The sequence below is a fragment of the Bradyrhizobium sp. UFLA05-153 genome (assembly GCF_054185185.1).
The window spans coordinates 17,350-41,105 of record NZ_JBBIAM010000064.1; the positions used below are offsets into that span (position 1 = coordinate 17,350).

At 56.6% G+C, this 23,756-nt stretch carries 14 protein-coding genes; 11 read left to right on the plus strand and 3 right to left on the minus strand.

From position 1 onward, the window contains the following. Nucleotides 1-906 precede the first annotated feature (906 nt). Nucleotides 907-1,860 carry a dihydrodipicolinate synthase family protein gene (locus tag Q2941_RS30645; protein WP_458194729.1) on the plus strand — a complete coding sequence of 318 codons (954 nt, stop codon included), beginning with the start codon at nucleotides 907-909 and terminating at the stop codon, nucleotides 1,858-1,860. Between the two features lie 743 nt (nucleotides 1,861-2,603). On the opposite strand, the gene Q2941_RS30650 is transcribed toward Q2941_RS30645, so the two are convergent. Then, nucleotides 2,604-3,737 carry a nucleotidyltransferase family protein gene (locus Q2941_RS30650; protein WP_458194730.1) on the minus strand — a complete coding sequence of 378 codons (1,134 nt, stop codon included), beginning with the start codon at nucleotides 3,735-3,737 and terminating at the stop codon, nucleotides 2,604-2,606. A gap of 707 nt (nucleotides 3,738-4,444) precedes the next feature. Beyond that, the gene (locus Q2941_RS30655; RefSeq protein WP_458194731.1) at nucleotides 4,445-10,012 is read right to left on the minus strand and encodes a trifunctional serine/threonine-protein kinase/ATP-binding protein/sensor histidine kinase; all 5,568 of its coding nucleotides are present in this window, start codon (nucleotides 10,010-10,012) and stop codon (nucleotides 4,445-4,447) included. A gap of 672 nt (nucleotides 10,013-10,684) precedes the next feature. Here Q2941_RS30655 and nolL point away from each other — a divergent pair. Together nolL and Q2941_RS30665 are read left to right on the plus strand one after the other, a co-directional pair. Then, on the plus strand, nucleotides 10,685-11,809 hold the full coding sequence (gene nolL / locus Q2941_RS30660) for a nodulation factor fucose acetyltransferase NolL (RefSeq protein ID WP_458194732.1): 1,125 nt from the start codon (nucleotides 10,685-10,687) through the stop codon (nucleotides 11,807-11,809). A 785-nt stretch (nucleotides 11,810-12,594) separates the two neighbouring features. Beyond that, nucleotides 12,595-13,236, plus strand: coding sequence for a hypothetical protein (locus tag Q2941_RS30665; RefSeq protein ID WP_458194733.1), 642 nt, complete (start codon nucleotides 12,595-12,597; stop codon nucleotides 13,234-13,236). Nucleotides 13,237-13,635: 399 nt separating this feature from the next. On the opposite strand, the gene Q2941_RS30670 is transcribed toward Q2941_RS30665, so the two are convergent. Further along, the gene (locus tag Q2941_RS30670) at nucleotides 13,636-14,010 is read right to left on the minus strand and encodes a hypothetical protein (RefSeq protein ID WP_458194734.1); all 375 of its coding nucleotides are present in this window, start codon (nucleotides 14,008-14,010) and stop codon (nucleotides 13,636-13,638) included. 1,596 nt (nucleotides 14,011-15,606) lie between these two features. Here Q2941_RS30670 and Q2941_RS30675 point away from each other — a divergent pair. The 8 genes from Q2941_RS30675 to Q2941_RS30710 all read left to right on the plus strand — a co-directional run bounded on the left by Q2941_RS30675 (nucleotide 15,607) and on the right by Q2941_RS30710 (nucleotide 23,731). Continuing rightward, nucleotides 15,607-17,082, plus strand: a complete 1,476-nt coding sequence (locus tag Q2941_RS30675) for an acetyl-CoA carboxylase biotin carboxylase subunit (protein WP_458194735.1) — start codon at nucleotides 15,607-15,609, stop codon at nucleotides 17,080-17,082. Nucleotide 17,083: 1 nt separating this feature from the next. After that, complete coding sequence (locus Q2941_RS30680) at nucleotides 17,084-17,587, plus strand: acyl-CoA carboxylase biotin carboxyl carrier protein subunit (protein ID WP_458194736.1); 504 nt, start codon at nucleotides 17,084-17,086, stop codon at nucleotides 17,585-17,587. 1 nt (nucleotide 17,588) lies between these two features. Beyond that, complete coding sequence (locus Q2941_RS30685) at nucleotides 17,589-19,196, plus strand: acyl-CoA carboxylase subunit beta (RefSeq protein ID WP_458194737.1); 1,608 nt, start codon at nucleotides 17,589-17,591, stop codon at nucleotides 19,194-19,196. A gap of 105 nt (nucleotides 19,197-19,301) precedes the next feature. Continuing rightward, entirely contained in the window at nucleotides 19,302-19,556 is a 255-nt protein-coding gene (locus tag Q2941_RS30690; protein ID WP_458194738.1) for a hypothetical protein, read from the plus strand. A 20-nt stretch (nucleotides 19,557-19,576) separates the two neighbouring features. After that, nucleotides 19,577-19,702 carry a hypothetical protein gene (locus Q2941_RS30695; protein ID WP_458194739.1) on the plus strand — a complete coding sequence of 42 codons (126 nt, stop codon included), beginning with the start codon at nucleotides 19,577-19,579 and terminating at the stop codon, nucleotides 19,700-19,702. A gap of 749 nt (nucleotides 19,703-20,451) precedes the next feature. Beyond that, nucleotides 20,452-21,201, plus strand: coding sequence for a P-loop NTPase family protein (locus Q2941_RS30700; RefSeq protein ID WP_458194740.1), 750 nt, complete (start codon nucleotides 20,452-20,454; stop codon nucleotides 21,199-21,201). A 36-nt stretch (nucleotides 21,202-21,237) separates the two neighbouring features. Beyond that, nucleotides 21,238-21,906, plus strand: a complete 669-nt coding sequence (locus Q2941_RS30705; RefSeq protein WP_458194741.1) for a hypothetical protein — start codon at nucleotides 21,238-21,240, stop codon at nucleotides 21,904-21,906. A 304-nt stretch (nucleotides 21,907-22,210) separates the two neighbouring features. Continuing rightward, nucleotides 22,211-23,731 (plus strand): class I adenylate-forming enzyme family protein, encoded by a 1,521-nt coding sequence (locus Q2941_RS30710; protein ID WP_458194753.1) that lies wholly within the window; start codon nucleotides 22,211-22,213, stop codon nucleotides 23,729-23,731. Nucleotides 23,732-23,756 lie beyond the last annotated feature (25 nt).

Sequence of the window (23,756 nt, forward strand, 5' to 3'; positions counted from 1 at the left end):
TGCTCGGCCTGATTGGCGAACAACGGCCAACCCTTTGGGCGGCGTCGGTCGCGTCGAACCCGCGCGGCGCTAGGTGAGACCACCGAAGAACGTGGCCAGACTGCACGAGCGCGTGGCTTGATGCCAGACGAACACCCAAAATGTTTCTCCTCGCCTAGGCAAAGATCGATAATCATTCTGATAAGACCGAGGCTTTTCTCCAAACCGACATTTTTCTTATGCGACATCCAACAAGGTTGGTAAAATTCATTGTATTGATGTACCGCATCTACATTATGGATATTGTGGACGCACTTATTCGAGCTCGAGATCGCCGGCGCATCATCCGTACGAGTTTGGGCAGGTCAGCAATCGAACTGGAATACAATCAGTCCTGGGCTTGGCTCTATATCGTGGCGCTGAACGGAGCCATGCTTTCTGGCAGTTGAGCGGCCAAGCATTTTCTTCTTAGATCGCTGCTCAACTAGCTCGACACAGACGTTTTGACTGCTTGGTTTGGAATTTCCAGGGAGGCGGCAACACTTCGATGCTGCGCGGCGAGCCAGGGTCGGGTGGCCTATCGGTTCTATCTGCCAAGGGAACTGACACGGCCTGATGGCAAACAACTGACCGATTTCGGTCAAGAAGCTTGCGATCGGTTTGCAAGTGGTGTCGTCTGCATTTCCGGTCTGTCTGGCGGCTATCGACCGACATGCTATCGGAGGGCGCGCCTTATACGCGCCGCCGCCAGCCGATTCTCATTGGAATTCGCCTGCCTTGAAGGGGGCAGTACAATTTTGCGGTCATGCGAGAAGGCGCGTGGCGCCGGACGCTGACTCTGGATAGAAGTTCGGCGCTCATTTCCGCGGTTCCGAGTTTGCTTGCTTTGCTCGCGCCCGGAAATAGCGAGGGATAGGAGGCTAGCCCATGCCCCGACACGTGAATTATGTCCCGCACGGCGTGATTCCGGCGGTGCTGCTGCCATTTGATGGCGATCTCATCATCGACGAGGTGAGTTTCCGCAAGCACCTTCGAGACGTCGCCTCCGTGCAAGACCTCTCGGCCATCACCGTCAATGCGCACTCGACCGAGGTTGGCTCCTGCAGTTTCGACGAACAGCGCCGGGTGCTCGACATCGCGCAGGACGAGATCGGAACAAAGCTGCCGCTGATCAACGGCATCTGGGCCGACGGTAGCCTTGAGGCGGCGCGCGTTGCGCGCATGGCAACACAAGGCGGCGCTTCCGCGCTCTTAGTATTCCCGCCGGCGCTGTTCACCCTCGGCCAGTCACCGGAAATGGTGCTCGCACATTTCAAGCGCATCGCCGACGCGACCGACCTGCCGCTGATCGCGTTCCAGTATCCGCTCGCGACCGGTCAAGGCTATCCGAAGGACACGCTGCTGAAGCTGTGCGCGGAGGTACCGACCGTCCGCGCCATCAAGGACTGGATCGGTAACGTGCCGGATCACGAGTGGCACGTGCGCACGCTGCAGAATCTGCCGCGGCCCGTGAATGTGCTCACCACGCATAGTGCCTGGCTGTTATCTTCCCTGGTGCTCGGCTGCAATGGATTGCTGTCGGGCTTCGGTAGCGTGATCCCCGAATTGCAAACGCGCCTATTCCGCGCGGTGCAGGGCAACGACCTCGCCGAGGCAAGGCAGCTCAACAACCGCATCGAACCGCTGATGCGAGTGTTCTATGCTGATCCATTCGTCGACATGCATAACCGCATGAAAGAAGCGCTGGTGCTGTGCGGTAAATTGCCGCGCGCAGTAGTGCGCCCGCCGCTGGTGAAGATCGATCGATCGGAGATCACGCGCATGCGTCAGGGGCTGATCGAGGCCGGTCTGCTCGACAAGAGTACGCACGATCTAGTTTAAAGAACACAGCAGAACAGGATTATCTACCTTCGGTTTTCGGTTGGCGTATCCTGCATCGGACGCGACGCCTACACGCGCGTGCATCGCCGCCCAATGCGGGATGCAAGGGCACCTCGGCGTCACCACGCCTTCCGTTCACCAGAGAGTATTACGCGTCCAGCGCCATGGGCCTCGATGATTGAGCGACAGATGGCCAGTCCCATACCCATATCCTGGCTTTGGTGAAGGCCTCAAACAGGTATTCGAATCCTATTCTGGGACCAAAATCTCGCAACGCTGACCAGTATGTCAATCGAGCGAGAACTAGCCGTGCCAATCAACAGCTCGGGCGCTCTCTCCTTTGCTCCGCTCATCGCCTCGGCTGCGTTGATGATCAAATCGATAATCGCATTTGGAGTTGAACTCGATCCGCCAGAATGAGCGGCAAGGCTTCCGCAAGTTGCGTTTGCACCGCACGTTTTTGAGAAACTGCTGGGGAAGTCCTTGCCTGTGCCCACGAGCTGCAAGCTACGCGCGAACACGTCGATTCCACTGATAGTCATGTGGATGATACCCCGATATGATCATGATCGATAACGTCGGCGTGTTCGGCAAGCCAACAGCTACATCATGGTCGGCGACGCAGCCATGGCCGAACCGATCATGTTGAGGCCAAACAAATGCTGCCGCAGCTGCGGCCGAAAGCGATGTGGCGCCGGCGATCGAGGCCTCTACGCGGCTGCCATGCCATCCGCAACTCATTTTCACCGGGTTGTAGAAGTTTCCCCTTCGGATGGCTTTGCTGCGTAGTGGGCAAGGTGCAACCCAAGCTCCGTGACGCCCTTATCTAGTTCGGATCGGAGCGAATTTTGGAAGTCATCGTCGTAGGTCGCGATGCTGGTGCGGATTGCGGCTTTCCATTGATCGCCGCGATCCCATGCTTCCGCAAACGCGGCGGCGACATCAGCGTGCTGTCGGTTCGTAATCATTGCCTCGATGATCGATCTGGCTTGAAGCCGATCTTTCGAACTCTTTGCGGTCGCATCGCGATCCTCCTTGCGGCGAGATCCGATGATGAGCTTATGGATGGCGTATCTTTCTGGCGACGGAATGAGAACCGGCACGCCCACACCATGCAGCAGGACCGCGCGGATGGGCTGATGGATCAGGTAGTCAAGGAAACGGAGCGGAAGTGCCGCCGCCCCGCCCAAGACCGGCATCGGGACAGGCTTGCCCGCCTGATCATCGGACCATTGGTTCGCCGTCAAGAACTCCACCTTGAAGTTATCCCTCGACACGAACTGGGAGACCCTTCCGTCGGCCTGGCTCGGAACCTCCCGGAAGGTCGTGTCGACCTGTCGAAGCACCTCCAGAATGGGAGGCATGGAGTCCTTGATGGCGACCGAGGTTTCGTGGAACTGTGCAAAGTCGGCGTCGCCGGTCTGCATCGCGGCCGCATCGAGTCGCCTGCCGAGCACGGCGGAGTAGCATTGGTAGGCAACGGTGCCGACAAGCACTCCCCTCATGCGGAAGAAGCCGGCCTTCGCCAGCGCCTCCACCACTTGGCCAGTCATTGGTAAGGCGTGCGGCAGATAGGCCTCTCGCGTCAATGTGGAGACGAGACGGTGACGTCCCTTCAGGTCAGCCTTCAAATCCTTGAACGCCTCAACCCTCTTGGTGATTTCGGAATCGTCCACCGGACCAACATAGCGACGGTCCTGGCCGCCGCCTTCTGGCTTGGGCGTGTCGAAGTACCAATATTTCTTGCCCTTGACCGCGACTGCCACGAACCGACCGTTCGAAGAGAACTCGGAGGTGAAGCTTTCGTCGAGGCTGCGCTGGACCAATTCGGAATAGAGTGTCTGGTATGTAATATCGAGACGTTGGCTTGGCGCCATGGCAGGGCCCCGTTATACTGTTTTCGCGGAAATAGTATAACCAATGGAACCTAAAGTAAGCCGGCTACACTAAAATTGCTAAAATAGCATAATATGCAATATATTCAACGGCTTAGTGAAAATCGAGCTTCCACGGTCTGACAACCCAGCACTTCCTTTTATCATAGACCAAGAGGGAGATTGTCCCCGCCGGGATGGGTCTACGCCTGGAATCTCCAGTTTTAGGTGGCAGCTCATCCAGGCGATAAATGGGATGGGAATGCTTTCCGATGGCACGGCGAGTGGTGCCGTAACATGGCTGGTGGCGTGTCAAACCCAGATGCGGGTTGGCGCTGGTCGTATGCGACAGCCTCAAAGCGTCGTCTGTAGCTGCGTAGGCACGAACGCAAGAGCCAACACCACCTGTTTCGCGCCAAAGCGCAAGGGCATGTTGCTCCTCTTTGCGCGTTGGCGGCGATCGCGCGTGACGAAACCGCGACGGGTTGGCTAAATCCTTGAGACTTGGTCCGCGACAACGTTAGGTGAAAATGTGGAACGCCCGCCAAACCTCGTTGCCGGAACGAAGCACGATTCGCTCGAACTGGCCCCCGTGCAATTTATCCCCGCGGCAAAGGCGAAACGGGCAAGGGGCACGATTGTTTTTGAAAACCGCACGGACGCTATGCGATCTGACTTTGCTGAGACACTTCCTTCGCCCCCGTCGCATCTCATGCGACTGGTATTCCATCGGTATGTAGAGCGGGATCAGTATCGCCTGGCTCTACAGGCAGAGTGAACTGAAAGACGGCGCCTCGATCCTCTTTCGCGCTCGCCCACATCCGGCCTCCGTGGGCCTCGATGATTGAACGGCAGATGGCCAGTCCCATGCCCATACCCTGCGCTTTGGTGGTGTAGAAGGCCTCAAACAGCTGCTCCACATTGTTCGAACCCAATCCTGGACCAGAATCTCGCACGCTGACCAGTACGCCAGTTGAGCCAGATCTAGCCGTGCCAATCAACAGCTCCCGCGCTCCTTCCATTGCTCCGCTCATCGCCTCGGCTGCGTTGATGATCAAATTGATAATCACTTGTTGGAGTTGAACTCGATCCGCCAGAATGAGCGGCAAGACTTCCGCGAGTTGCGTTTGCACTGAGACACTATTCTTCATCACTTCTGCGCGCGTCATGGCTATGACTTCAAGTACCACATCATTGATCGCCAAAGGGGCCTTCTGTGGGGGCGACTTCCTGATGAGCGCGCGAATCCGATCGATGATTTCTCCAGCTCGCGTGCCATCTCTGATAATCAAACCGAATGTCTGCCGGACCCGCTCTAAGTTAGGCGGCTGAGCATTGAGCCAGTTTAGCCCGGCCCCCGCGTTGCTGACGACGCCGGCGATCGGCTGGTTGACTTCATGCGCAATCGAGGCGGTCAGTTGTCCCATCGTGGTGACGCGATTGGCGTGTGCGAGCTCGATTAGGGTCTCGCGATACCGCCGCTCGCTTTCGCGGGCTTCGGCTTCCGCCCGCTTGCGTTCAGTCAGGTCAACGACAAAAGCGACACCTTGTTGCTCGTTGAACGCGGCCGCCCCGATCAGCACCGGGACGCGGGTACCGTCCTTGCGAACGTACTCCTTTTCGAAAGCTTGGACAGCTCCGGTAAAATGGATCTCTGTCTGAGCGCGCGCAGTGCGCTCTTTCCAGTCTGGCGGAGTTAGATCGCTCCAGCGTATCCGGCCCGCGACGAGATCCTCTCGGTCGTAACCAACTATCTCGAGAAAGGCATGATTAGCCTCGAGGATGCCCCCCTCATGGCTGAAGAAAACGATTCCGATAATGTTGGCGTCGACCAGGCGCCGGATTTTCGTTTCACGTTCCTGAACATCACGGTACAAACGGCTGTTTTCGAGCGCTATTGCCGCTTGCGAGGCAAGCAGCTTTAGCACCGAACTCCGGGCCCGCGCGAAGATGCCAGCCGCCAAGTTATTTTCGAGATAGAGCATCCCGATGAGCTTAGCTTGAGTGATTAGGGGCAGGCACAGAACGGAGCGCGACCCGCGTTCGCGGATATAGGGGTCGTTAGCAAATGAAGATTGGACGGCGGCATTGTCGAGAATGACATTTTCACCGGTCCGCATGACATAATGGAGCACCGACTCCGGGAGAGCTGCCGCGGTCACTGCTTGGTCATGCATGTGCACAATAAGCAATTGACTGGCCGTTGTCGCCTCAGCTTCGATCCGCGGTTCATTGCCACGGAGCAAAATCAAAAGACCTCGCTCGGCACCGGCCTGCTCAATTGCGGTGCGCATGAGCCTATCAATGAGCCTTTGCAGGACAATCTCACCCGAAACCGCCTGCGAGACTTTGATCACCGTAGCAAGGTCTAGATGTTCAACCGGCGCTCCTATGCTCGTGCCGGACAGGGCTCGAGTTTCGTCCTCCTCATTCAGATATGGAAATAAAGCGCCGAGCTGTCGCACTTTCCCATCGGCTCCCCAACGCAAATAGTTGTACCGTGCATCTCTCAAATAAGTCTTTGCGATCCTCTCATACCCACGTGCAGCGTAAAATCGCCCCGCAAGTTCGCAGGCGATCGCCTCATGGTGAACAAAACCATTAGCCGCTGCGGATCGTATGGAGTGCTCGTAGAGGCGCATTGCTTCTGCATCACGATTGTCAAGCCTTGCGATTTCGGCTGCAACCAAAGCAGCTCGGTGTTCAAAATTTTCAGGGCAATTCATCGCCCACGCCTGAAGCCGTTTGTGATGGGCGCTTATGATACCTCGATGCAGTTGTTCTTCACTCGCGGCTGAACCGTCGCAATGGCAAGAGTGAGACAGCGCACCGTAGAAGTGGAATTCCGCTGTTGAGCCTTCTGTCGGTATGGTCCACATTTGAGGTTCTGCCTTTGACCTCGCATGGATCGCAGCGACATAGTCACCGGCTAGGAAACGCGCCTGGAGCTTACGGATCCAATAAATGGCACCAAGGGGTACCTCGGGTCCTTGCTCGAGCGAGCGCTCGATGGCCAATTCGTCAATTTCTTCGTCATCAAAGCAGCCGAATGTGCGCGTGAGGCCACGCATGGTGCGAACGAGTCCAAGCTGCAGACGTATAATGTCGGCTGCGAAGCGGAACTTCATCTTACGCGCGGTGGTGAGGTTTCTCTCTATTTCGCGCTGAATGTCTTCCAGAGGATCGCCCGCGCCTATCATGCTTGAAGTCAAATGGGCGAGACTGTAGGCCTCATAAATGAGATCGCCGACTTCGCTAGCCGCCTTCAACGCTCGCGATATCAAATCGCGACCGCCCCGGTGTTTGGTCCAAGGGATCACAGTTGAGCCGACGGCTAGATAGACCGGAGCCTGAAAGCGGGTCAACCCGCGACGATCGACGAGATCGCAGGCGAGCAGACCAAAACGATAAGCCGCCTGATAATCGCCGAAGCGGCCACCTAAGACCCGGTTAAGCCAAGCGTAGTGTGCGCACGAAGCATCAGAGTTCCCGTGGTCGAGGCTAAGATTCACCGCTCGGCATATGACCAACGTGGACAGGTTGGCGTCAGTAAAAACGGCCGGAGGAAGGATCCGCGTCAAAACCGTTAAAATAGCAAGGCACGTCTCGTCTTTCATTAGAGGCAGATCTGCTATCTTTTCAATCTGGCCATCAGTGATCTTGGACCACATCAGCTGATATTCGGATAGAGCCTCCTCCTGCGTTGGAGTTGGCGACCATTCAAACCCGACGCCGCGCAGATACTCGAGACCTACCGCCACCGCGCGCTCGAGGTCGCCGCGTGTTAGATACAGATCGACTCGCAAGCAGGCTACACTGGCTTGTTCGACCGCATCCATACCACGCCTGGAAAGCGCGGATAGGCGCTCCTCCGCGGCATCCAGCTCGCCGGTCAGGAATTCGCATTCGGCCCGGTTCTGTTCCAACGCGAAGGTGAGCTCGTGCTGATTTTGCCACGAGTCTTCCGCGAGCAGCGCGCTACCGGCGATCAGGTATGTGAGCGCTGATGCGTAAGCTGCGGACGCTTTGGCACGCTGGCCGGCGATCAGGTTGAATTCTGCGAGCTGCTCTCGCTCCTTACTGGAGGTTATTAGGGACAGACCTCGATCGAGCTGATTAACAATATTAAAGATAGCCGCTCGACGGCTCTCCGGAGGTGTATATCCCGCGAGCATCCGGCCAATCCGCAGATGAGCTGGAGCACGCGCCTCCTCTGGGACCAACGAGTAGGCCGCCTCCTGAATTCGATCGTGAATGAAACTGTACGTGTCTGCGTGCCGCTCGACTAGATCCTGATGGATCGCCGGCCATAGCAGTGCGTGCACCCGCGCCTGCGAAGTCCCGAAAACAATTGAAAGTTCCGATGTTTCGGCGATGTTACCGAAACAGGCGAGCTGTTGTAGCGCATTCTGTGTTGCGGCTGGTAGGCGGGTGAGTTTCCCGACCATCAGGTCCACTACGTTATCGGTGTACCCCTTTTCGTGGATGCGTTCGAGATTCCAAGACCAGCGCGCCGCGCTGTGATCGAAGGTCAACAGCTCCTCTTCGGCGAGTGCAGAAATAAACTGAATGACAAAGAACGGATTGCCCACAGTCTTCTGGTGAACCAACTGCGCGAGTGGTGCTGCGCGCTTTGGCTCGCAGCGAAATGCATCCGCGACCAGCTGCTCGACATGCCGGGGGGTGAGTGGCAGAAGCGTGATCTCTTCCACGTTCCTGCCGGTGCTGCTAATGCTATCGAGCTTGCGTTTCAGCGGATGGTTGGAATCAACCTCGTTACTCCGATACGCTCCGATGAGCAGCAGTTGCAAATCGGTCTCTGTCAGGAGATGCTCGAGCATGTCGAGTGTTGCCGCGTCGAACCACTGCAAATCGTCCAGGAAGATCACCAACGGATGGTGTTGGCGGGCGAAGACGCCGACAAACCGGCGAAATACCAGCTGGAAACGAGTTTGCGCTTGCTGGGGCGGAAGCTCCGGAACGGCAGGCTGTTCGCCGATGATCAGCCGTAGGTCGGGAATCAGGTCTGTCATCAGCCGTCCGTTCGGACCAAGCGCATCCAGGAGTGCGCTGCGCCAACTCGAGAGCTCAGCGTCACTTTTGCCGAGAAGAGGCCTGACAACTCCCTGAAATGCCTGAACTAGCGTCGCGTAGGGAATGTCGCGCTTGAATTGATCAAATTTGCCGGACGCGAAGACCCCGCGCGAGGGCACCAGAGCTTTATGCAGCTCATGGACAACGGACGACTTGCCGATGCCGGAGTAGCCGGCGACAAGTACCAACCTTGGCGCTCCACTCTTGACGACCCGATCGAAAGCGGCGAGCAGCGCCTCGATCTCGGAGCCTCTCCCGTAGAGCTTCTCGGGGATCAGCAGGCGATCTGGTGTATCTTCTTCGCCTAGCACAAATGGTTCGATACGTCGGGAGCTCGACCATTCGACGAGACAGCGCCGAAGATCGTGCTCGAGGCCGGCGGCCGTCTGATAACGATCCTCCGCGGCCTTGGCGAGCAACCTCATCACTATCTGGGAGAGCTGCTCCGGGATGCTTTCGGATTTGTCTGTCGGCGCTATTGGTTTTCTCGCGATATGACAGTGGATCCACTCCATTGGATCTAACGCGGCGAACGGCAAGGCACCTGTGAGCATCTCGTAGAACGTGATGCCGAGTGAGTAGAGGTCACTGCGGGAATCGATCGAACGGTTCATCCGTCCCGTCTGTTCGGGCGCCATGTAGGGCAGTGTGCCCGCGATGAACTCGGGCGGTTCGCTCGCCTGCCGCTCGCGCGGGTAACGCGAAGCAAGACCAAAGCCTGTGAACCGGGCCTGTCCGTCTGGACAATTCACCAGAATATGCGCTGGCTTCACATCTCTATGGACCAAGCCGCTCCGGTGAATACTACCGAGAGTTGCCGTAATGCTAACCGCCAGTCCCAGAAAGCAGTCCAACTCCAAAGGTGCGCCCAGCAAGTGAACCAGGGGTTCACCGGCCGGATCCTCCAGAACCAGAGTGGTTCGGCCAGCTTCGCGGAGTAGCTCCAGAGGCCGCACCGCCCATTTCCCCTCAAGCCCTTCCCCTAATTCATACTCATGAGCGAGGCGGTCAAGCGCAGCACGCGGAGGGTGCAACGCAGCCGGTCGCACAATTAGAACTCGTTGTCGGTCACCATCGGCGGTCCGACGCCATGCGCGGCAGAAGACGCAATCACCGTCTTCCCAGAGGACCGCCGAATCGTCATGTCTTTCCATGTCGAACTGAGGCGGTTTTTCCTGCGACATTCGACCGTCCGGTCGATGAGATGAAGCTCAGTAGAACCTGCCATATATTCCGCAACATGACAATTTCTGCCCGCTGGGGGAGCCCTTCGGATCTCCGTTTATCTGGAGCGATCCGAGCCGGGACGCTGGTCCTGCACGGGAGGAGGCCGCGAAACGCAGGCACGGTGCGGCAGCCCCCAGTTCTCGCATCGTTTTCACTACAACCATGAGGCGATTTCGGGCTCGCAAGAATTTATGATCGCTCGCATTAACAGCGCCAGTACCGCGCTCGCAAGGGACATGACTCGATGCACAATCTAAACGTGATCCGCTCGACAAGTGCCCCATGCCACTTTCAAGCCGCCGCGAGTGCTGAGCACGGGCAACACGCGAATTCGGTCTTGATGCGGCGACACTACGAATGTTTTCCTGCAAGGTGTCTGGAGCAGATACAAAGTGCGCGACGAAGCCAATTAGCCAATGTGGTAGATGCGTTGCAAGTCCCCGATTGACAAAGGCCTCAGTGCTATCACGGCCGATCCGGCCGTATCCAGCGAGCTTTGAATTTACCCAAAAAAGGATCCCGCTTCCTACATCCTCGCCGCCCTCAAGCGTTGAGGTCATCTTCCATTGAGAATGGAAATAGGGCAGAACCAAAAGCGGACAACCTGCCAACGGCGTGCGCACGGAACAATGGTTAGAGAGCTTGATACTGACAAGACACCAACAGCGTCGACAGACCGCAACTCGCGCTCAGCCGACAGAAATCTGGGTTTTGATTTCGCCAAAGGCATCCTCATCATTCTGGTGATCGTCGGACACCTATTACAATATGTCGTCTACAGAGATAATCAGTATTGGTATTCACCATACTTCAAGTCGATCTACATGTTTCACATGCCCCTCTTCATGGCGATCAGCGGATATCTTTCCTCGGGCGCACTTTTGCGAAAATCGTTCACTCGCAGCATCAAGGACCGCGCGGTGCAGTTACTGCTGCCTATGCTGTTCTGGTGCACGCTCATGGAAACAGTTAAGTTGGCCGCAATTTCGCCCACGCCAAGCGTAGTAAGCGGTGCGCTGGAATTCCCAAGGGAGTTTGCTGGCACATACTGGTTTATATGGGCAACGTTTGCTTCGTTTCTTCTCGTTGGGCTTCTCATCGCTGCTAATCTGCGATCGACATGGATGGTATCCATATCTGCGGTTCTGATCGCGCTCGCGCCGGTCACATTTTCGATAGCCCCGTTGATCAGGTACACTTATCCGTTCTTTTGCCTCGGGTTCGTGCTCTCCAGGTCTTCTGACTGGCGGATGAGCGCCCTCTTACGCTACAAGTCTCCTTTGCTCCTCTTACTCTTTGGTCTTGCTTGCGTGTGCTTCCTTGCTTGGGACAAGGAGACTTATGCCTATAACAATCTCGTTCTGATTCACGATGCACAGTCGGCCAAACAAGTATCACTGATGTTCGTTGGCTCTGCAGCCGCCTCTGCTGTCGCCGCGGAAGTGATGCTGCGATGCTGGACGTTTTGTGGTTCAAGTCGGATAGCTCGCTTTATCGCGGTGGACCTGGGTCAGAGCACGCTGCTCCTTTATCTCCTTCAAGGAAGCGTCTTTCGTCTCATGGACCTGGTCCAGTTTGGAGAGCTCTGGGATTTATCGACCAGGATCGCAGTCGCAATTGCGCTTGGTGTGACCATTATTGTTATCGCGACAGGCATTCGCTGGATCGTGCAAGACTTTGGATTAATGTCGCGAATTGTTCTCGGAGCGCCGCCACGCTCAGGTCTGCTGAAAACTCAATCTGCTTCTGCCTAGCCCTGCAAAATCAGAGGCGCTGATCGAGACTTGCGACAGAAACACTTGTCAAAAGCCATAATCTCCAACCTACGCCGCCGATACAAATGCGCAAGGCGTAGCACCGTCGCGTCAACGAGGGGCATCAGAAATCTGAGCATCGAACGATGCAATGTCTCCTGGTCCCTGACTAAGCTATGATCGTTGGTGTTGGTTAGAAATTATCTTCTCATCCAGTGATTGCGGCGCCTGCTGTTGCAATTCGGTCTCAATCCGCCACTCAACTCCTCTCGATCGGAAGTCCGGCTTCTTCACGACGATCATGTCCCCTCTGCTTCACCTCGGCTCTGCGTCGTCGCCCGAGAACGCTCGGGCCTGAGCAGACCGTTCGGCAGCTCCCAGCGCAAAGCTGGACCAAACGCGGTCGAATCGTGTGTCGCAGCGCGCAATAACGAGCCCCGGCCGCTTGACTGCCGTGCGTGATTCGGGATGAAGTCCTTGTCGCACCGTTCTATCCATGAGGTGAATGCGCTCCATCATAACAATCTATTTTACCAAACCTAAGGAACGCTGCTAGTCAACGCGGCGGTTGAGCTCGGGGATGGCGCAAGTCGTGAGGATTAATCGTCGGCTGTTGAGGGCAGTTCGTCCAGGTGGCCTCGTTCGCCACCTGCTCAACAGCAAGGCATCAGAAGGGCCTTTCGAACGGTTATCGGCAGGTCTCGTCAAGCGGCATCCCCACGCGGGCTGGAGGCCCGCGCGGCGCAACAGAAGATTCGTGTGCCAGAACGATACATGAGGCAGCCATGACCATGACAACGTACGTACCTAGAAAATCGAGGCCAGTTGAGCGCCTGAACCAAGCTTATCGGGAGATAGTGGTTTGTTTCTTTTCGCAACTTCTTCGATATTTTGTTCTTCCTCTGCGCGCTTTTGCCAACTCATCGCCCATTCGACTGAAAGCTGATACTGATCCACATATCCCCACAGCACCGCCGCCTCGAGAACGTGCTGGCCACCTTCATCCCTGCAGTTCGCATATTCAATACCTTAAGCAGAGGATCGAGCTACAAATTGAAGAGGTTGCAAGACTGATCTGCGAGGACCAGAGCGCGCTCGAAGCGACCCGGCTCCTCAATGCACTTACAAACGAGCTCGTAGCGGCGAAGCTCGGCCTGTGCCCGGAAATCGACGAGCAAGCCGACAGTGCGGTCATAGAAGGGGGCGCGAGCCGTCTCGAGCAGGAGTACGGCAAGCTGTACGAGCCAGAACAGCTTTTGACGCTGGGACGGCTTTTCGATGAAGCAGTCTTGGCATTACCCCCAAGCATGCGAACTACTTCCAACCGAACAGAGATTGCCAAACTTATTTTAGGACGTGCATCTTTTACTCAAGTCGAACTTGGACTTCTTGTTAAGTTGATTATCGCTCTCGTAGCTGCCGTATGATATAGCTGATGGCCTTGCCATCGCCACGAGATAAAGCACAGAACTCTGCAAAAGAGACGTCGAGCTGCTTTCGCCTCAGCGTGGGGTAGCTCGACAAGACGACCTTTAGCACATCGCCGGTACCTGATCTCGCCACTCAATCGCCCATTTCACGCCAAAGCGGACTTCCTTCCCGGCATCGCTGGTACACTCAAATAAGCCACAGCATCATCCATGCCGGCTGTCCGCCCCGATGGACAATGAACGACACATCGCTTGGCGAACTCTTGGCTTGGCGCACTGTTGGCGCAACCGAACGCCGCCCACAGTTGCAGATTCGCAGATGCTTCCGCGGCTTCTCGGCAATCTGTCGATCCGAACTAATCATTGCTTTGCTCGCAGCGACTCAATTGCCAACGCTCAAGCCGCCACTCGAATAACGGCGAGGACAATGGCTACCCACGTCGCTACACAGAACAATAAGACAGCGCGCCATGCCCACGCTCTGAATCGACGGCGCCAGTTGACTAGCTCCGAGGCGCAACCGGTGAAGCAGCGGCCCCGCACGACACCGACCATCTGGCTGTAGTCGTGAAATTCAAATTGCGAACGATTCTTGCGAATGTACTTGATCCGATCCTGAGGTGAGAAGCAGTACGCCCATATATTTTCAGCCTCCTGCTGCTCGTCCTTAGACAAGCCGCATTTGGCAGCTACGGGATAGTCGCCTGCTATGATGCCGTGCTCTATTCCGAGCGCGTAAGTAGAGAGCGAATGCAATTGCGATTGAAGCATGGTGGCTACCTTTCATGTTTCGCGCTCCACGCCTACAATGTGACGTTACGTGCGTTTCAAGCTTTTCCTCAGGCGACCACCAAATCTAGTTGGCTCCCATTGCTAAGCCTGCGGACATGGCCTGCCAATCGGCAACGCAGCAATCGCGGACGTCGCAGGTGCGCTGACAGCAATTGTTCGGATCGCCACCCAAGCACTGCCGCCTCTCACGCCACCGGTCTCTGCTTACTTCGTCACTCTCGTTAACAACGGGCGGACGGACGCAGAACGAACCGTTTTTCCGCTTGACACGCGATGGTGCCGTCTGGCGACAGAACGGCCAACTCCTTCATGTTTCGCAATGTCTCAGGGTCGGCCACGATGCACTGTGATCTCGCGGGATGAACCGCGAAGTCGTCCCTCATCTTTCTTGTCGCCGAGCCTCTAGACATTGCTGCAAGTGATGCGCCTGCCGCTGCCATACGAATTCACACAATTTCATCAAGTAAGCCGCTCGGAAGGCTTGAATCGTACGTAGCGTCAAATTGTAAGGTCTCGAACAAGTGGCGGTGGTCTCCGGCGAGGCCGACGCTCGAAGTAGTTTGGGGATCGCCAATGTCTCGCCTGTCCACGTCTACGCCGCACGACACCATCAGGATCCAGACACTCTCACCCGAAGGCGCGATCGCAGACCTTCTCGATACATTGAATTGCTCTCCTCTTTTGGCCCATCGCAAGAGAAAGAGAGCGAGTACTGCGAAACCGATATCGGGTATGCGCAAGCAACCGAATTTGGTTCACTTTGGATATACAATGTCGCATCGTACTCATCGTCACAAACCGCATATGTGTCCGATACAGCACCAATCCTACGCGCAACGCGGGTGTCCGATACAGAACATTGTGATGGCAATGATCGACATGGAGTAAGCTGGCGTCCCACGCCGAGTTTAGCGCGTGTCTCTCATCTGCCATTTTCAGGTGCGTTCGAGCTCACGTTGCAGTGACCGGATCGATCCCCCAGAACCATCGATCCGCCTCCTACCTTCAAATGGGCTCTTGCCTGAAGCGTCGCTAATCTGAGCCTTTAGCCTCCCTTCCTTTAAAGGAACCGTTGAGTGTCGTGCACGACACTCAACACGGCACAACTCACCATCAAAGAGGATATCGTGAACCGAATGCAGCGTCCCCTACCTGATCGGGCCTATCGAGCAGGTTGCCATCGCGTGGCTTTCATTGTTTTTGCGACTTTGAACTCTCTAACGCTTGAATGCGCAATCGCCGGAGATCGATCAGCGACGGCGGATGAGCAGAGGGCTTGCACCCCGGACGTGTTTCGGCTGTGCAGCAGTGCCATCCCGGATGTCGGGGCTATCACTGCTTGTCTTCGAACCAAGTTCACCAGCTTGAGTGACCAGTGTCGCTACGTGATGTCAGTGCATGAAAGTGCAAAAGCAAAAACAGGCTCGAAGTGACTTCAGCACATACCTTTGATGGTCCCGGTCGGCCTTTCCAGCCTCCAAAGGACAGTCGCCGGGTGACTGGTGCGGACAGCTGCTCGTAGACCCAACAGCTCTCGAACGTCGTGATTCCGACCCTCTTTGGACGAATACGCGGATGCAGATACTGCCCTTCAATACAGTTCTCATCGCCAATAGGGGCGAGATAGCTGTGCGCATCATCAAGACGTTGCGCAAGTTGGGGTTGCGATCAGCTATCGTCTACCACGACGTCGATGCGGGCACGCCGGCCGTTTCTATGGCGGACGCAGCCATTGTCATCGAGGGTCGCTCACCGAGCGCGGCCTATCTCGATGCCGAGCAAATCATCGCTTGCGCCGTCAGAGCAAGTGCCGGCGCCTTGCATCCTGGCTACGGCTTTCTATCGGAGAGCGCTGATTTCGCGAGAGCCGTTGCAAGGGCAGGCATTGCGTTCGTCGGGCCAACTTGCGAAAGCATCGATCTGATGGGTGATAAAATTCGCGCTCGCAGATTTGTTCAGCGAAGTGGATTTCCCGTTGCGCCTTCAGCCGTCGAAGAAGACGATCCAGAGACCTTCCCTTCTAGAGCGCGAGCCCTTGGCTTCCCTTTGCTAATCAAACCTTCGGCGGGCGGGGGCGGCAAGGGCATGCGGATTGTGCGCAATCTCGAAACCCTTGATGACGCGATTGCTCAAGCACGCCGTGAGGGGCGGCGGTACTTCGGGGATGGCCGGCTTTACGTCGAACGCTATGCTGAACGCCCACGCCACATCGAAGTGCAGGTGCTGGGCGATTCCTTCGGAAACGTGGTCCACCTCTTCGAAAGAGAGTGCTCAGTGCAACGCCGTTTCCAGAAGATCATTGAGGAGACGCCCTCGCCGGCCTTGTCGCCGGAGTTGCGGAAGCGGGCCTGCGAAATGGCGGTCGGCATCGCTCGTAGCGCCAACTATCGAAATGCCGGAACTGTCGAGTTCATCTTCGATGGACGTGAGTTCTACTTTCTTGAGATGAACACGCGGCTTCAGGTTGAGCATCCCGTAACCGAGATGGTCACCGGCATCGACATTGTTGCCGAACAGCTCCATATCGCTGCAGGTCACGAACTTCGCTTTTCACAGTCCGATATCGTCTCTAACGGCCACGCGATTGAGGCCAGAATATATGCTGAATCTCCTGAACGGGACTACGCTCCGACGACCGGCAAGATACTCAAGCTGGAGTACCCAGAGAGCGCGGGCGTACGAATTGACAGCGGAATCGTCCAAGGTCAGCAAATCACGACAGCATTCGATCCCTTGCTCGCAAAGGTCGTCGTACATTCGCACACGCGCCGTGAAGCTGCATCGACGTCCGAACGCGTAATGCGCGAGTTGGTCCTTCTTGGCTGTGAGACAAACGTCGATTTCCTTGCGCGCCTGCTTGTTGACGAGGCGTTTTTGAGTGGACAGATCCATACCGGGTATCTTGATGACAATCCGCACGTGGCAGTTGGCCAATGTGCGAGCGACCTACCCGCCGTCCTAGCAGCCGCTGCGCTCCTGACCAGACCCGTTCGTGATTCAGCAGATGCCGTCCCCACGCTCCACGCAGAGCTCGGCAAGTGGAGAAACTGACGTGAAGCACTCTTTTTCGCTTGATGTCGAGAACTATGAATTGTGGCTCTCACCCGGCCAACACGGCTATCGTCTTCACTTGGATGACGAGGTCATTGCGCCGGTGACGTTTTCGCATCAACTTGACGGCCGCGGTCTTCTTGTCATTCCGACCGACACCATCCCGGTCAAATTCGCAATCGGCGGTGATACGCTTTACCTGCATATCCGCGGTAGGACGCACATCTTACAATATCGCGATCAATTGCGAGCGCTCGCTTTCTCAGACGCGCAGGCGGATGATCTTGTGGCGCGCGCGCCGATGCCGGGCGTCGTGGTTGCGACCGAGGTTTCACCTGGTGATGTCGTTTCCGCAGGCGCTACGCTGATGTTGGCTGAGAGTATGAAGCTAGAATTTGTCGTACGCTCCCCGCGGGACGGTACGGTCGAGTGCATTCACTTTAAAGTCGGCGAAAGCTTCGAGCGAGACTCCGCGTTGGTTACGTTTTCCGAGAAAGGACGCTGATATGCAGCGGATCGTTTCTCGCGCGGACACCCGATCACAAGAATTCCGCCTCAACGAGCTTCATAACCGACGGCTTGCGACCGAATTGAAGGAACGCCAACGTTCCGCTCGCTTCGACCGATCTGCACGAGAGCGTGCGCGTCTGCGGCAGCAAAACAAACTATTCGTTCGAGATCGGATTGAGGCGTTGCTCGATCCGGAAACTCCGTTTCTCGAGCTTTCGACGCTCGCTGGCAACAAGGCCTATGATGGCGAGGTGCCGTGTGCGGCGCAGGTCGTCGGCGTCGGCATAGTAGCGGGTCGCGAGGTCATTGTTCATGCAGATGATTCCAGTGTAAAGGGCGGCGCTTGGTATCCACTATCCGTGAAGAAGATCGTACGGGCATTGGATATCGCAATTGAGAACCGCCTCATGGTGGTCCATCTTTGCGACTGCGCCGGCGGGTTCTTGCCTTTGCAAGCGGAATTCTTCGCTGATCGCTATCATGCGGGTCGAATCCTGCGCAACCAATCAATCCTCTCTAAGATGGGAGTGCCGCAAGTTGCTGTCGTCATGGGCCACTGTAGCGCGGGAGGGGCCTACGTTCCGGCGCTCAGCGATTACAACATCATCGTGCAGGGGACTGGAGCCATCTTCCTCGGCGGGCCTCCAGTCGTAAAGGCCGCCACTGGAGAGGTGGTATCTGCCGAAGAGCTTGGTGGCGCTCACATGCATACGAGCGTCTCAGGAACTGGTGACTACTCCGCGACCTCCGAGACGCATGCGATTGCTCTTGCCCGGGACATTGTTGCTCGACTGAAGCGTCCGACGAAAGAAGCGATTGATCGATCCGCTCCGGAGCCTCCGGTCTACGATGCGTCCGAGCTATACGGCATTATTCCAAAAGATCCTCGCGTTCAGTTCGACATTCGGGAGATCATCGCGCGCCTGGTGGATGGCAGCCGATTCCATGAGTACCAGCCGAACTATGGCCAATCCTTGATATGCGGCTTCGCGCGTCTCCACGGCTATCAGATCGGCGTTATCGCGAACAATGGCGTTCTGCAGAATCACAGCGTGCTGAAGGGCGCTCACTTTATCCAACTCTGCGACAAGAACCGGACGCCCCTGCTCTTTCTGCAGAATACCACCGGCTTTATGGTTGGACGAGAGTACGAACATGGCGGCATCACCAAGGATGGCGCCAACCTCATCATGGCTGTTTCTGGTGCGTCGGTGCCCAAGCTTACAGTGATCTGCAACGGATCCCACGGAGCGGGAACATACGCCATGGCTGGTCGCGCATTCGATCCACGCTTTATGTTTACCTGGCCACAATCGCAGATTTCGGCCATGGGGGCCGAGCAGGCAGTGGGCGTACTCACCCACGTCAAGGCAAGGCAATTGGCTCGTGAAGGCGGGCGTTTGTCCGACCAGGAACTGGCGGCCATTCGAGAACCGATCATGAAGGAGTATCGCGAGCGATCGAGCGCCTATTACGCAACTTCCGAGCTTTGGGATGACGGCATTCTTGATCCCGTAGATACCCGGAACGCACTTTCAATCGCCTTGAGCGCTTCGCTTAATGCTCCAATCGAAGCACCGCACTATGGCGTTTTCAGAATGTAGCGGAGCGGTCGCGTCGGCTCGAAGAGCGATTGCGGCGAACGATTGAGTGCATCCTCGCTTGCATAGATGAGCACAGAGCAAGATTAAACATGCCACGAGCCCCCCATGCAGTGCCCGAAATGTAAAGCCAATGATCAATCCGCATCCCACGACCCCTGGAGCGGCCGACCGGTGATCGCCTGCAATGCCTGCGGTGACTATGTTGAGGACGATTTCACCCATCGCCAGAGAGCGTACGCGATTATCGCGGATATCGTGGCGTCAAGCTTGATCGGTGAGCACCAGGGTGGTCCGCAAGGCGTTGCAGGCGAGATTCTGGCTGGGCTCGAGAATGCTGGCCTGAGGATCGCTCGCGCCTGAACTATAATAGGAGCCCGCCCATGAACGATACGAGTTTCTACCCGCGCACAGGAGATCGTCCGCACTACGAGCCGTGGTCATTCGACCGCGGAGCGTGCCGACGCTTCTTCGCGGTCGTCGGCACCATCGCGCTAAGGAACGCTTGAATGCCAACACTTTGGATTCGGAGGTGGATAGGCTGCGCGCTACTCGTCCTTGCCATCATCGCCTGCCTTTTCGGGCTCAATAGGCTGGACATGACCGGCAATTTCGAAGGCGGGAGTTCGCTCCCCCTCTCGGTTCAGTCAGACGCTCCAGATTTGGATTCGTCTCCGCCTGGAGCCGGGATTCCACGGTGCGCGCACCGGAACGCACTTTGCATGGACAATCCATAGCCCATAACCTCTGCCTCCAACTTATTCGAGACCCATGAAACGAGCTAATCAATCTGCCTCTTCACATATCTTAGGAACGAACATGCAAGTTGTCCCTGTCATGCTGTCCATCACGATGGCGGATCGCCATTCCAGCTTCGCAAGCTATGAATCCGCTGTTTTCGAGAGGTCTGCGTGATGATGCCAAGTTCCAATCAGCCCTCGATGACTATCGGTTTGCTGAGTATCGACGGCCTGTCGAGGACGCGCTGCTTGTCATCGCGCACTGCAAACCGCGAGTACGAACCACGACGGCGCGTCGACGGCTTATCGTCCACTCCCGTTTCATCGTTGCATTGCCGCCATCATCCTCGTGCTGCCCTGGCGCTAGGAGACTCCCCTACACTCGTGTCGTTGACGTCTTAGGACATCGCGCGATCTCTTGTTTCGGCCGTGTTCGACGCCAGAGCATCGCAAGACACATGCAGCCGCACTTTGCGGTTCTCCCCGGTTAAACAAGTATCTTGAGGTAAAGACCTTCCATGGCAAAGCCAGTTGTGATTGTGGTCGGCGCGGACAAGGGCGGCGTCGGCAAAACGACCGTATCCCGGACTCTTCTCGACTATTTCAGCGCGAATAATGTGCAAACCCGCGCATTTGACACCGAGTCGCCCCGCGGAACCCTAAAGCGCTTTCACCCTGCGATCACCGAAATCGTGGATATGACGAGGACCGCCGACCAGATGAAGATATTCGACACGCTGAACTCGGGCCTCTCCGTCAGCGTGATCGACGTGCGCGCAGGACTGATGTCCCCGGCACTAGCGTCGCTGCGCGACATAGGCTTTTTGGACGCCGCGCGATCGGGCCAAATCACCTTTGCCGTGTTCCATGTATTGGGATCGTCTATCGCCTCGCTGGACGAGATTGCCGAGACGAGCAATTTCATGGCCGGCGCAAAATACTACCTGGTCAAGAACTTCATCAACGACACCCAGTTCTTTCAGTGGGACCAGTCGACCTACAATTCCTATTTCCACCGCATCAAAGACGCCACCGACCTGACAATCCCGAAACTCAACGAGATGGCCTATGAACAGGTCGAGGTCGCTTCCGTCCCGTTCGTCAATTTCGTCGCGAACAAGGGGCCGCACGACGACGCCGCGAACTATTCCTTCGTGCTGCGCGGCTACGTCCGGCATTGGCTCGCCAATGTCTGGAGCGAGTATGACCGCATCAACCTGACAGACCTCGCCGGCGCCAAATCAGTGACCCGCGCGGGAGAAAGATAGTCGTTCGAGGACTTATGCAGCGCTGGATGCGCAGTTTTGGTAACTCCGGTCTATATCATCTGCTCTGCGAGCCCGCAGGTCGGCAAGACGCTGATCGCGCGGCTCTTGAGCGAGTTCCTGCTGCTGAAGAACGGTACGGTGCTCTCCTTCGATCTCAACCTGAAGGAGCCGTCGTTGCTTGACTACCTTCCTTCCATCACTGAGACAGCAGATGTCATGGACACCTATGGCAAGATGCAGCTAATTGATCGACTAATCATCAACGATAGCGTGGCCAAGGTGATAGACCTTGGCTTCCACGCCTTCGACGAATTCTTCAAAGTGTGCAGCGAGATCGACTTCTTACGCGAGGCGATACTGCACAACGTCGTGCCAATCGTCCTGTTCGTACCTGACATCGACCGTGTCTCATCGCGCGCCTATGAGATGCTACGCTGGCAAGTTCCGCGGCATCTTCTGATCACCGTGCATAACGAATTCGTTGTTCGCGGCGAGTTGTTCGAGGCCATGAAGCGCGGACGCACGCTCCGGCTCGCGCCGCTGCCGGTGTTTTTGAATGCCTTTATCTGCCGATTAGGTTTGTCTTTCACCGGCTATCTGCGCCACGAGAAGGATTCCTCGACTGAACTGCATCAGTGGATTCGACGAAACTATACCATCTTCCGTGATCTCGAGTTGAGTCTGGTGCCACAGTTCTCGTTTTGAGCCGTGATCCACGACGGACACAGAAGATGCGAGTCGCATCGGCTGTCATGACTATGTAACTGCCACTTAGTGCTGAACACGATCTGGTTCCGAGCCCATCGCCCTGCCACAGCCTGGGTTGTACGAGATCCGGGCAGATTCTTCACTGTGCAGCCGGTGTCGCATGACACTCTTTCCCGTTCAGCTAAACCGGGCCCAGGGACGTGACACACAAGTGCAACCTTCAAATGGACGCTGACAAGCGCAGGTTCAGCAAACGCCGGCATGAGCCTTGTAAGAACCCAACGACCGAGGATGAAGGATGGTGGATCTCTGCACACTGATTGAGCGCAACGCAGCGTTCGCTCCTGACAAGCCCGCAATCCATTTCGAGGGCGATACCTTAAGTTACGCCGGCCTTAATCGACGCATTGATCGGGCAGCGCGGGCCCTGAAAAGTGCGCTCGGCGTCAACAGAGGCGATCGCGTTGCCGTCCTCAGCCTCAACCGCCCTGATTACCTCATTCTCCTCTACGCTTGCGCGCGGCTCGGGGCGATATTAGTGCCCTTGAATTGGCGGCTCGCGGCTACCGAGCAGCTTTTCATCTTGTCCGACGTTGGTGCTAAGGTTCTGGTCATTGAGCGGGCTTTTGAAGCACTTCTGTCGATTCTAGCAGAGGCACTGCCCGAGGTCGCGACTGTGGGCTTCGACTTTGCGCCTTCCGGCGCTCACGCGTGGGAGGGCCTGTTGGATCAGACACGGCGGGACAGCTATTACCCTTGCGCGGACCTGGCCGACCCGCTTCTGATCGTCTACACCTCAGGGACCACAGGCCGGCCGAAGGGAGCGGTGCTGCGCCAGGAAGCTTTGTTGTGGAATGGCGTGATGAGTCAGCATATGCACGCACTCACATCGGACGATCATGTACTGACCGTATTACCGCTATTCCACGTCGGCGGGCTCAACATTCAGACGACGCCCGCACTACAGCTTGGCGCGACCGTCACCATCCATTCGCGGTTTACGACTGACGCCACCTTTGCTGCACTCAAGCATGATCGACCGACTTTGACCGTCATGGTGCCTGCGATCATCCAGGCCTTGACCGGCGACATAAGGTGGTCGACGGCCGATCTGTCGTCGCTGAAAGCGGTCTCGGTGGGCTCAACGACCGTGCCGCAGCACCTGGTTGATCGCTTCGTCGCGTGCCGGGTGCCCGTTCTCCAGGTTTACGGTTCCACGGAAACGAGCCCCATCGCGATTTATACGAGGCTCGACGGTGACCATTCACGGGACGGGTCGACCGGCCTACCCGGACTGTGCTGCGAAGCTATCGTCATGGATGATGCCGGTAACGAATTGCCCGCGGGGACGCCGGGTGAGATCGCGGTGCGTGGCCCCAATCTTTTTCGCGAGTATTGGGGCAATCAACCAGCCACGCGCGAGGCGATGCATGACGGCTGGTATCGTACTGGCGACATCGCCCGTCGCGACGCCGACGGTTATTTTTGGGTTCATGACCGCAAGAAGAACCTGATCATTTCCGGCGGGGAAAACATCTATCCGGCGGAGGTCGAACGTGTACTTTTAGAGCACGCTGATGTTGCGGAGTGCGCGGTCATCGGCCGGCCGGATCCAAAATGGGACGAGGTACCGGTCGCCTATGTGATCAGGCGACCCGGATCCCGGATGAACGCGGAGGCGCTCGTAACTCATGTGCAATCGCATCTCGCGCGTTTCAAAGTGCCACACGAAATCATTTTCACGGAAGAATTGCCGCGAACGGTATTAGGCAAGATTCAGCATAGTGTGCTCAGAAAAATCGATTCTCAATCAGGCGAGTAAGACTTCAGCAATTAACGATCGGACT

What these genes read in the sequence shown, in the direction of transcription:
- Q2941_RS30645 (WP_458194729.1), top strand. Translation starts at nt 907, where the DNA reads ATGCCCCGACACGTGAATTATGTCCCGCACGGCGTGATTCCGGCGGTG.
- Q2941_RS30650 (WP_458194730.1), bottom strand. Translation starts at nt 3,737, where the DNA reads ATGGCGCCAAGCCAACGTCTCGATATTACATACCAGACACTCTATTCC.
- Q2941_RS30655 (WP_458194731.1), bottom strand. Translation starts at nt 10,012, where the DNA reads ATGTCGCAGGAAAAACCGCCTCAGTTCGACATGGAAAGACATGACGAT.
- nolL (WP_458194732.1), top strand. Translation starts at nt 10,685, where the DNA reads ATGGTTAGAGAGCTTGATACTGACAAGACACCAACAGCGTCGACAGAC.
- Q2941_RS30665 (WP_458194733.1), top strand. Translation starts at nt 12,595, where the DNA reads ATGACCATGACAACGTACGTACCTAGAAAATCGAGGCCAGTTGAGCGC.
- Q2941_RS30670 (WP_458194734.1), bottom strand. Translation starts at nt 14,010, where the DNA reads ATGCTTCAATCGCAATTGCATTCGCTCTCTACTTACGCGCTCGGAATA.
- Q2941_RS30675 (WP_458194735.1), top strand. Translation starts at nt 15,607, where the DNA reads ATGCAGATACTGCCCTTCAATACAGTTCTCATCGCCAATAGGGGCGAG.
- Q2941_RS30685 (WP_458194737.1), top strand. Translation starts at nt 17,589, where the DNA reads ATGCAGCGGATCGTTTCTCGCGCGGACACCCGATCACAAGAATTCCGC.
- Q2941_RS30690 (WP_458194738.1), top strand. Translation starts at nt 19,302, where the DNA reads ATGCAGTGCCCGAAATGTAAAGCCAATGATCAATCCGCATCCCACGAC.
- Q2941_RS30695 (WP_458194739.1), top strand. Translation starts at nt 19,577, where the DNA reads ATGAACGATACGAGTTTCTACCCGCGCACAGGAGATCGTCCGCACTAC.
- Q2941_RS30700 (WP_458194740.1), top strand. Translation starts at nt 20,452, where the DNA reads ATGGCAAAGCCAGTTGTGATTGTGGTCGGCGCGGACAAGGGCGGCGTC.